This is a genomic window from Aeromicrobium sp. CnD17-E, from assembly GCF_024124745.1.
GTDB lineage: Bacteria > Actinomycetota > Actinomycetes > Propionibacteriales > Nocardioidaceae > Aeromicrobium.
Genome location: NZ_JAMXRU010000106.1, coordinates 1 through 10,207 on the forward strand (window position 1 = coordinate 1; position 10,207 = coordinate 10,207).

A 10,207-nucleotide genomic window follows, 5' to 3' on the forward strand; every position below is an offset into this window, starting at 1 on the left:
CGGCGGACGGCTCGAGGACGTCGAGGTGCACCCGACCCCGCGTCGCACCCGCGCCGAGGGCACGGTCACCGCTCCCGCCGACCTGCGGGCGTTCGCCGCGGTCTCGGGCGACCACAACCCCATCCACACCAGCACGGCCGCCGCACGCCTCGCGGGTCTCGGCGAGCCGATCGCCCACGGCATGTGGCTCTCGGCCGCGGCGCAGCGCGTCGTCGTCGAGCAGACCGGGCGCACCCTGCTCGGCTGGACCACCCGCTGGCTCAGCCCACTGGCTCCGGGGGCCGAGGTGTCGGTCAAGGCCGAGCGCACCGCCCTCGTCGAGGGCGACGAGGTCGTCGAGGTCACCTGCCGGGCGGGCGGTGAGCTCGTCATGGCCGCCACCGCGCGGCTGCGTGCACCGCGCACCGCGTACGCGTTCCCGGGCCAGGGCATCCAGCACGCGGGCATGGGCATGGCGGGCTACCAGCGGTCGAAGGCGGCTCGGGCCGTGTGGGACCGCGCCGACGCGCACACCCGCAGCGCCCTCGGGTTCTCGATCCTCACCGTCGTGCGCGACAACCCGACGGTCCTCGTCGCCCACGGCACCACCCACAAGCACCCCGACGGCGTGCTGTTCCTGACCCAGTTCACGCAGGTGGCGATGGCGGTGCTCGGCGCCGCGCAGATGGCCGAGCTGCGCGAGTCGGGCGCGTTCGTCGAGGGCTCCGTGCTGGCCGGCCACTCCGTCGGCGAGTACAACGCGCTCGCCGCGGTCTCCGGCGTGATCCCGCTCGAGGCGGTCGTCGAGGTCGTCTTCCAGCGCGGCTCCGTCATGCACACGCTCGTCCCGCGCGACGAGCAGGGCCGCAGCGACTACCGTCTGGCGGCGATCCGTCCCTCGCAGATCGGGCTCGAGGACGACACGGCGGGGGCGTCGGGCCGTGGGCGACAGATGGAGACGGTGACGGACTACGTCGACGGCGTGGCCGAGCGCAGCGGCGAGTTCCTGCAGATCGTCAACTACAACCTGCGCGGGTCGCAGTACGCGATCGCCGGCACGGTGCGGGGCCTGGAGGTCCTGGAGGCCGACGTCGCGGAGCGTCGCGCGCGGTTCGGCGGCAAGGCCGCGTTCATCCTGGTGCCCGGCATCGACGTGCCCTTCCACTCGCGCGTGCTGCACGGCGGCGTGCCGGACTTCCGCGCCCGGCTGGAGGAGCTGCTGCCGGCCGAGATCGATCCGTCGATCCTCGAGGGCCGTTACGTGCCGAACCTCGTGCCGCGGCCGTTCTCCCTCGCGCAGGACTTCATCCGGGAGGTCGCCGACCTGGTCGGCCCCTCGCCGCTCGACGCCGTCCTGGCCGACGTCGACGCCTGGAGCGCGCGTCCGCAGGCGCTGTGCCGCACGCTGCTCGTCGAGCTGCTCGCGTGGCAGTTCGCCAGCCCGGTGCGCTGGATCGAGACGCAGGACCTGATGTTCGCGAGCGTCGAGAACGGCGGCCTCGGTGTCGAGCGCTTCGTGGAGATCGGGGTGGGCCAGTCGCCGACGGTGGCAAACCTGGCGTCGTCGACGCTCAAGCTCCCGACGGTGCAGGCGACGACCGGTGCCCGTGGCGTCGACGTCGCGAACATCGAGCGCGACGCGGCCGCCGTCTTCGCGACCGACGAGGACCCGGCACCGGTCGAGGACGAGGTGGCCGAGGAGACCGCCGCGTCCGACACGGCAGCCGCTCCCGTGGCGGCGGCGCCCGCCGCGGCTCCCACCTCGTCGGGACCCCGACCCGCCGACCTCACGTTCGACGCCGCCGACGGCACCCGCACGCTCATCGCGTGGTGGACCAAGCTGCGCCCGGAGCAGATCGGCGCCGCCGACTCCATCGAGTCGCTGTGCGACGGTGCGTCGTCGCGCCGCAACCAGCTGCTGGTCGACCTCGGCGGCGAGCTGTCGCTGGGCGCCATCGACGGCGCGGCCGACGCCGACGTGCCCACGCTGTCGGCGCAGGTGAAGGGCCTGGCCCGCGGCTACAAGCCGTTCGGTCCGGTGCTCTCGGCGACGTTCGCCGACCACCTCAAGAAGGTGCTCGGCCCGACGGGTCGCAAGCAGTCGTCCGTCGCCGACCGGGTCACCGACGTCTGGCAGCTCGGCGCCGGGTGGGCCAGCCACGTGCTGGCCGAGCTGGCGCTCTCCACCCGTGACGGTGCGAGCGTGCGCGGGGGCGACCTCGCCACCGTCGCCACGCCGACGAACGGCGCCGAGGTCGACGCGGCCGTCGACGCGGCTGTCCAGTCCGTGGCAGCACGCCACGGCGTGACCGTCGCGCTGCCCGCGGCCGGGGGGTCCGACGCCACCGTCGACGCCGCCGCCCTGGCCGAGATCACCGGGGACATCACCGGCCCCGACGGCGTGCTCGCCAGCACGGCCCGTCACCTGCTCGCGAGGTTGGACGACCTCGGCGGGGGTGCCGGGCCCTGGGCGGCAGATGGTGCCGAGCCCGACGAGGACGCCCGGCGTGTGCTCGCGCGGGTGGAGGCCGAGCTCGGCTCCGACTGGGTCGAGGCCGTCGCGCCCGCCTTCGACGAGCGGCGCGCCGTGCTGCTCGACGACCGGTGGGCGAGTGCCCGTGAGGACCTGGCGCGGCTCGCGCTGGGCCAGGTCGACGTCGAGCCCAGCCGGTTCAGGGGTGCGGGCGAGGTCGTCGCGGCCCAGGCCCGCTGGTGGGCCGGACGCACCGACGACGCAGGGCTCGTGGGACGTCTGGAGCAGGTGGCCGACGTCGCGCTCGACACGACCCCCGGGGCCTGGGCCGACGACGTCGCCCTCGTCACCGGTGCCAGCCGCGGCTCCATCGCCGCGTCGGTGGTGGGCGAGCTGCTCGCCGGTGGGGCGACGGTGGTCGCCACCACGTCGGGCCTCGACAGCCGCAAGGTCGGCTTCTTCCGCGAGCTCTACCGCTCGCACGCCTGCGCCGGTGCCCGCCTCTGGGTGGTCCCCGCCAACATGGCCTCCTTCGCCGACGTCGACGCGCTCGCGTCGTGGGTGGTCGCCGAGCAGTCGCGCACGGTCGGCAGCACCAAGCACGTGACCAAGCCGGCCCTCGTGCCGACGATGCTCGTGCCGTTCGCCGCTGGCCGCGTCGTGGGCGACCTGTCGGACGCGGGCAGCCGCACCGAGGTCGAGGCCCGCATCCTGCTGTGGTCGGTGGAGCGCCTCGTCGGCGCCCTCGCCACGACCGGCCGCGACCACGACCTCGCCTCGCGCCTGCACGTGCTGCTCCCGGGCTCGCCCAACCGCGGCATGTTCGGCGGCGACGGCGCGTACGGCGAGGCCAAGGCCGCGCTCGACGCCGTCGTCACGAAGTGGGGTGCGGAGAAGGCGTGGTCGTCGCGCGTCACCCTGACCCACGCCATCATCGGCTGGGTCCGCGGCACGGGCCTGATGGGCGGCAACGACCCGCTCGTGCAGGCCGTCGAGGCTGCGGGCGTCCGCACCTGGAGCCCCGAGGAGATGGCGTCCGCGCTGCTCGAGCAGGGCTGCACCGCGCTCGTGCGCGAGCAGGCCGCCGTCGCCCCGGTCGAGCTCGACCTGACGGGTGGCCTCGGCGAGGCCGAGCTCGACCTGCGCGCCCTCGCCGAGGGCGTGGAGCGACCCAGCACCGACGTCGCCGACGAGGTCGCGACGGTCGCGGCCCTCGCGCCGTCGCCCGCGCAGCTGCCCGACCCCACCGCCCCCGCGTGGGGCGAGGTGTCGGCACGTCCCGAGGACCTCGTGGTCGTCGTCGGCACGGGCGAGCTCGGCCCCTACGGCTCGGCGCGCACGCGCTTCGAGATGGAGGTGCACGACGAGCTCTCCGCCGCCGGCGTGCTGGAGCTGGCGTGGAGCACCGGGCTGCTGGCCTGGGACGACGCGAACCAGGGCTGGTACGACGTCGAGACGAACGAGGCGGTCGACGAGGCCGACGTGCACGAGCGCTACCACGACGCCGTCGTCGAGCGCTGCGGCATCCGCACGTACGGCGACGACGGCTCGATGGTCGACAACACCGCGCCGCTGCTGACGTCGGTGTTCCTCGAGCAGGACCTGACGTTCGCCGTCGGCAGCGAGGCCGAGGCGCGCGCCATGCACGCCGCCGACCCCGAGCGCACGACGATCACCGCGTCGCAGGACGGCGAGTGGACCGTGACCCGCAAGGCCGGCACCGAGATCCGCGTGCCGCGTCGGATGGAGCTCACCCGCACCATCGGCGGGCAGGTCCCGACCGGGTTCGACCCGGCCGTCTGGGGCGTGCCGGCCGAGATGCTCGAGAGCATCGACCGTGTGGCGATCTGGAACCTCGTGTGCACCGTCGACGCGTTCCTCTCGAGCGGGTTCACGCCCGCCGAGCTGATGCGCTGGGTGCACCCGGCGTTCGTCGCCAACACGCAGGGCACCGGCATGGGCGGCATGGCCTCCATGCACGCGCTGTACGTCAACACGCTGCTCGGGGAGAGCAACCCGAACGACATCCTCCAGGAGGCGCTGCCGAACGTCATCGCCGCGCACGTCGTGCAGTCGTACGTGGGCAGCTACGGCGCGATGATCCACCCGGTCGCCGCGTGCGCCACCACCGCCGTCTCCGTGGAGGAGGGCGTCGACAAGATCACGGTCGGCAAGGCGGAGTTCGTCGTGGCCGGTGGGTTCGACGACCTCAGTACCGAGGGGATCATCGGCTTCGCCGACATGTCGGCCACGGCCGACTCCGGCGCGATGCTCGCGCAGGGGATCGATCCGCGGCGCGTGAGCCGCGCCAACGACCGGCGGCGCGGCGGGTTCGTGGAGTCGCAGGGCGGTGGCACCCTCCTGCTCGCGCGCGGCGACGTCGCCGCCCGGATGGGCCTGCCGGTGCACGCCGTCGTCGCGTACGCCGGCTCCTTCGCGGACGGCGTGCACACGTCGATCCCGGCACCCGGCATCGGGGCGCTGGCGGCAGGCATCGGCGGCCGCGAGTCGCAGCTGGCTCGGTCGCTGCGCGCGCTCGGCCTCGACGCCGACGACGTCGGCGTCGTGAGCAAGCACGACACGTCGACCGCCGCGAACGACCCGAACGAGTCCGAGCTGCACGAGCGGCTCGCGGCGGCGATCGGGCGCAGCGCGGGCAACCCGCTGTTCGTCGTGTCGCAGAAGACGCTGACCGGGCACGCGAAGGGCGGTGCGGCGGCGTTCCAGCTGATCGGTCTCACCCAGGTGCTCGCGAGCGGCGTCCTGCCGCCGAACCGCAGCCTCGACTGCGTCGACGACGTGCTGGCCGAGCACGAGCACCTGGTGTGGCTGCGCGAGCCGCTCGCCGGTGCGCCGCTGAAGGCGGGTCTGGTGACCAGCCTCGGGTTCGGCCACGTGGCCGGTCTCATCGCGCTGGCCCACCCGGAGGCGTTCGTGCAGGCGCTGCCCGAGGGCGAGCGCGCGTCGTACCGGGCGCGGGCACGCGAGCGTGCCGTCGCGGGTCGGATGCGCCTCGCGCGGGTGATGGTCGGTGCGGCGTCGGCGTACGAACGTCCGTCGGGCCGCCGGCTCGGCACGGACGGCGTCCGCGGTCGCGAGGCGTCGGTGCTGCTCGACCCGCAGGCGCGTCTCGGCGACGACGGCGTCTACGTCGGGCCGTCGTGCTCGTGACGCCAGGTGTGGACCGGGGAGCCGTCGAGGTGGCGGCGGTGGGGGCGGCTGCGCCCGTCCCCGCCGGCGCCGGCGTGCTGGGCGTCGGCGTGGACCTCGTGCACGTGCCGTCGTTCGAGCAGCAGCTGGAGCTGGCGGGGTCGCGGTTCGCGGACGTGTTCACGCCGGGGGAGCGGCGTGACGCCGCCGACCGGGCGGCGGGTCACGGTGGCGGCCCGGGGCGCCACCTGGCCGTGCGCTGGGCGGCGAAGGAGGCGCTGGTGAAGGCGTGGTCGGCCTCGCTCTTCGGCGATCCGCCGGTGATGGGGGACGAGGCGCTGCGCCAGGTCGAGGTCGTGTGCGACGCCTGGGGCCGCCCCCGCCTGCGCCTGCTCGGCGCCGTCGCCAGCCACCTCCCCGACGTCGAGACGCACCTGAGCCTCACCCACGACGCCGACCACGCCCTCGCCTACGTCCTCCTCACCCACTAACCCCTCCCTGCCCTCCCTCCCGTCGGGTGCGCGTTTACGTGGGGCCCCACGCAAACGCGCAGATGAGGCGCATGTTCGCGTGGGGCGGAGCTCGTTTGCGTGGGGGAGTCAGGCCACCGGGAGGTAGAGACGGCGAGAGCGAGCCCGCGCGGCCTCGATACGGGCGACAGTGGTTGCCTGGTTCGACCAGTGCAGGTCCACCCAGCCCCACCGGGAGACGCCGCGCCACGTGTCACGGACCTCGTCCTCACGCAGCTTCTCCTCGACGATCCCCATGCCGGGATCGCGCCGGTGCTGGTTCGAGCGTCCGTACTTGACGAGTCCGTCGAACTCACCGACGTGGCGATCGGCAGTCCACTCGAAGTCGACGCGGCCGACCTTTCGGCCGTGAGCATCGACAATGACTACCTGAAGCTCGGGCAGGTCTGTTCCATGGCGCCAGAACATCACGAACGAGCGGGCCTCGCCCGCGCTCTCCAGGCGTCCGTCGGCGAGCTGCACGGTCTGGCGCACCGTCTCCGCACCTGCCCATGACCGGAAGCGCGAGACCTGCTCAGCGAGCTCCACCTCGGAGGTCCCTCGAGCTCGAAGGACCGAGCTCAAGGCGACGACGCCCTGCTCCACCCCGGTGAACGCGGCGATCTGCAGCGCGGCGATCGAAGGCAGGACGGTGGGCACGCCGGCGGCCATGGTGACGTCGTCCGTCCGGAGGTCTGGTTCGTGCCACACGACCCCGGCGATGTGACGCCCCGACCTCTTGTCGGTGCGGGCGAGGTGGATGAGTGAGAGGTCGGTGCCCCAGAGGTCGAGCCCCAGCAGCGCCGCTGCGGACTGGTGCGTCGCGACGGCACCGTCGTCAGCGCGCTCGAGCACCGAGCGGGTGAGGATCGCGTGCTTCTGCACGGCGTCGGCATGCTCCCACAGGCCGCGTGGCACGTACGTACCGTGGCGGGGTCGTGCGAGTACACCCTCGCGGGCCAGCGAGCTGATGCGTCGTTGGCTGAGGCCCAGCTCGAGCAGGTGGCGGGTCAGAAGGTAGCCGCCGTGATGATGAGCGAGTGCGGCGAGCTCGTCGTGAGTCATCCTCCCAAGGAAGACCTTCTCCGGCTGTAGGAGGAGCCCACGCAGACACCCTGTGGACGAGCCGGCCACCTTCGTCGAACGCGCGGCCCGTCTGTGGACGAACACCCCCACGCAAACCGGCTCCGCCCCACCCAAAGATGCGCCTCATCTGCGCGTTTGTGTGGGGCCCCACGTAAACGCGCAAGGGCGGACTGGGTCGGGGAGGGGTCAGCGGGGGTCGGGCTCGGAGGCGAGGAGGTAGGAGGCGAGGAGGCGCTTGAGCTCGATGACGGCCTCGGCGTGGCTCTGGCCGTCGCGGACGGAGAAGTTCAGCATCGAGTAGGTGACGTGCACGAGCACCTCGGCCATGATCTGGCGACGTTCGCGTGGCGTGCCCGGGGTGAGGGGGGCGAGGAAGCGGGCGACGGCGGCGGCCAGCTCGCGCTCGGTCACGGCAGCGGTCGCGCGGGTCGCGGGCGTCGACTGCACGGCCAGCCACACCGCGCGACGCGACGGGTCGGCGGACCACAGGCTCGCCATGTGGTCGATCATCCGGTCGAGGAAGCGCAACCAGTCGAGCGACGGGATCATCTCCGAGAAGCGGGTGAGCTCCTCGTGCACGGCGACGGCGTCCTGACGATCGAGCTCGCAGACGATCACGTACTTGTTGGCGAAGTACTGGTAGAGCGTGCCCGTCGGCAGCCCCGCGCGCTGCGAGACCTCCTCGCACGTGAACGACTCGAACCCGACGTCGAGCAGCAGCTCGCGCGCGGTGCGCAGCAGCAGCTCGAACTTGGCCCGACTGCGCTCCTGCGTGGGGCGACGTCGGGGCTCGAGGATCTCGGCGGTCACGCGGCCCACCCTAGGGGACGCGCGACGCCGAGGAGAGCGTTCGTGACGTGACCTACTCGCGAGTCACCACGGGCTCCGTCACGCCGACGACGTGGGGGAGCGGGGCCTCAGGCCCGCAGGCCGGCCTGGACGAGCGGCTCGATGAGGTCGCCGATGCCGTCGAAGCCGGCGCCCAGCGTCTGGCCGTGGCTGTGCCGGAAGTGGATGCCCTCGAGGATGACCGCGAGCTTGAAGAAGGCGAGCGCCAGGTGGAAGTCGATGTCGGAGACGTCGCGTCCGGACCGCTGTGCGTAGCGCGCCAGCACCTCCTCGCGCGAGAGGTACCCGGGTGCCTGCGCGGCGTCGGTGACCAGCCCGGCCCCGGCGCCCGCGCCCGCCTCCTCGGCCAGCTGCTGGTAGGCGAGCAGCACGGCGACGTCGGTGAGCGGGTCGCCGAGCGTGCTCATCTCCCAGTCGAGCACCGCGGTCACGCGGTCGCCGCCATCGGGGCTCGCGTCGACGAGGAGGTTGTCGAGGCGGTAGTCGCCGTGCACGATCGTGCCCTCGCCGGCCGTCGGGATCGACGCGTCGAGGCGCGCGATCAGCTCGTCCATGCCCGGCAGCTCACGGCTGCGCGACGCGTCGAGCTGCTTCTTCCAGCGCCGCACCTGACGCTCGAGGTACCCGTCGGGCCGGCCGAAGTCGCCGAGGCCGACGTCGTCGGGGTCGACGGCGTGCAGGTCGGCGAGCACGTCGACCATGCGCGCGGTGATGGTCCGCACCCGCTGCTCGCCGAGCGCGGCGAGGTCCGACGCGCGCGCGAACGGCGTGCCGACGACGCGCTCCATCACGTAGAACGGCGCTCCGGTGACGGCGTCGTCCTGGCAGAGGCCGTGGGTGACCGGCACGGGGACCGCGGTGTCGGCGAGCGCGGCGATGACGCGGTGCTCACGGCCCATGTCGTGGGCGGTGGCGAGCACGTGCCCGAGGGGCGGTCGGCGGACGATGACGTCGCGACGTCCGTCGGTGACGGCGTAGGTCAGGTTCGACTTGCCGCCGGTGATGAGCGACGCCTCGAGCGGGCCGACGAGCAGGCCGGGAGCCTGCTCGTCGAGCCAGCGCGCGAAGGCGTCGAGGTCGAGTCCCTCGGGCGTGCTCACGGTCGGGTCAGTCCTTCGGTCCGCCGGCGACGTAGATGACCTGGCCCGACACGAACCCGGCACCCTCGCTCACGAGGAACGACGCGGTGTGTGCGATGTCCTCGGGCTGGCCGACGCGCTGGACGGGGATCTGCTCGGCGCTGAACTTGATGAAGTCGTCGAAGGGGACGCCGATGCGCTCCGCGGTCGCGGCCGTCATGTGGGTCTGGATGAAGCCCGGGGCGATCGCGTTGGCCGTCACGCCGAACTTGCCGAGCTCGATGGCGAGGGTCTTGGTGTAGCCCTGCAGACCGGCCTTGGCGGCGGAGTAGTTCGCCTGGCCGCGGTTGCCGAGCGCGGAGGTGCTCGAGAGGTTGACGATGCGGCCGAACTTCGCCTCGACCATGTGCTTCTGGGTGGCCTTGACGGTGTTGAAGGAGCCACGCAGGTGGACGGCCATGACGGCGTCCCAGTCCTCGACGGTCATCTTGAAGAGCAGGTTGTCGCGGATGATGCCGGCGTTGTTGACGACGACGGTCGGGCCGCCGAGCTCGGCGGTGATCCGCTCGACGGCGGCGTCGACGGCGGCGGGGTCGGAGACGTCGGCGCCGACTGCGAGGGCCGTGCCGCCGGCCGCGGTGATGGCCTCGACGGTGTCGGAGCAGGCGTTCTCGTCGAGGTCGACGACGGCGACGGCCAGGCCGTCGGCGGCCAGGCGCTGGGCCACGGCGGCACCGATGCCCTGGGCGGCGCCGGTGACGAGGGCGGTGCGGCGGTTCTCGCTCATGCAGTTCTCCTGAGGTAAGCGCTTGCTTAGGTCTGGGCTCACGGTAGCGCACGGCGCTCGCCGCGGCCAGGGCCCGACCCGGCCCTCGGGCGTCGCCGGTCGCAGCGCGGCGGCGACGCGCGAGGTGAGTCACAGAAGATGAGGAATCCCTCGGCTTTGGGGTAAGGTTGAGGAAACCCTCATGTTTCAGGAGATCGCATGACGCAGCTCGACGTGCCCGCCCCCGACGTCGCGGTCGACCCCGCGGCGGGTGCGGCGGCGCAGGCAGCCCGGCCCCACCACCGCGACGTCCTCG

Annotated in this window: 6 protein-coding genes; 2 read left to right on the forward strand and 4 right to left on the reverse strand. The window is 73.1% G+C overall.

What is annotated here, in order from left to right:
* Positions 1-25 precede the first annotated feature (25 nt).
* Both NH339_RS15295 and NH339_RS15300 read left to right on the forward strand, forming a co-directional pair.
* Positions 26-5,623, forward strand: coding sequence for a polyketide synthase (locus NH339_RS15295; protein ID WP_308207087.1), 5,598 nt, complete (start codon positions 26-28; stop codon positions 5,621-5,623).
* A gap of 8 nt (positions 5,624-5,631) precedes the next feature.
* A complete protein-coding gene (locus NH339_RS15300; protein WP_253026870.1) occupies positions 5,632-6,093 on the forward strand; it encodes a holo-ACP synthase in 462 nt (153 codons plus the stop codon).
* Between the two features lie 108 nt (positions 6,094-6,201).
* On the opposite strand, the gene NH339_RS15305 is transcribed toward NH339_RS15300, so the two are convergent.
* The 4 genes from NH339_RS15305 to fabG all read right to left on the reverse strand — a co-directional run bounded on the left by NH339_RS15305 (position 6,202) and on the right by fabG (position 9,912).
* Positions 6,202-7,287, reverse strand: coding sequence for a type IV toxin-antitoxin system AbiEi family antitoxin domain-containing protein (locus tag NH339_RS15305; protein ID WP_253026872.1), 1,086 nt, complete (start codon positions 7,285-7,287; stop codon positions 6,202-6,204).
* A 96-nt stretch (positions 7,288-7,383) separates the two neighbouring features.
* Complete coding sequence (locus NH339_RS15310) at positions 7,384-8,007, reverse strand: TetR/AcrR family transcriptional regulator (protein ID WP_253026874.1); 624 nt, start codon at positions 8,005-8,007, stop codon at positions 7,384-7,386.
* A 107-nt stretch (positions 8,008-8,114) separates the two neighbouring features.
* Positions 8,115-9,146: a phosphotransferase gene (locus NH339_RS15315; protein ID WP_253026876.1), complete on the reverse strand. Its 1,032-nt coding sequence runs from the start codon at positions 9,144-9,146 to the stop codon at positions 8,115-8,117.
* A 7-nt stretch (positions 9,147-9,153) separates the two neighbouring features.
* Positions 9,154-9,912, reverse strand: coding sequence for a 3-oxoacyl-ACP reductase FabG (gene fabG, locus NH339_RS15320; protein ID WP_253026878.1), 759 nt, complete (start codon positions 9,910-9,912; stop codon positions 9,154-9,156).
* Between the last annotated feature and the right edge of the window lie 295 nt (positions 9,913-10,207).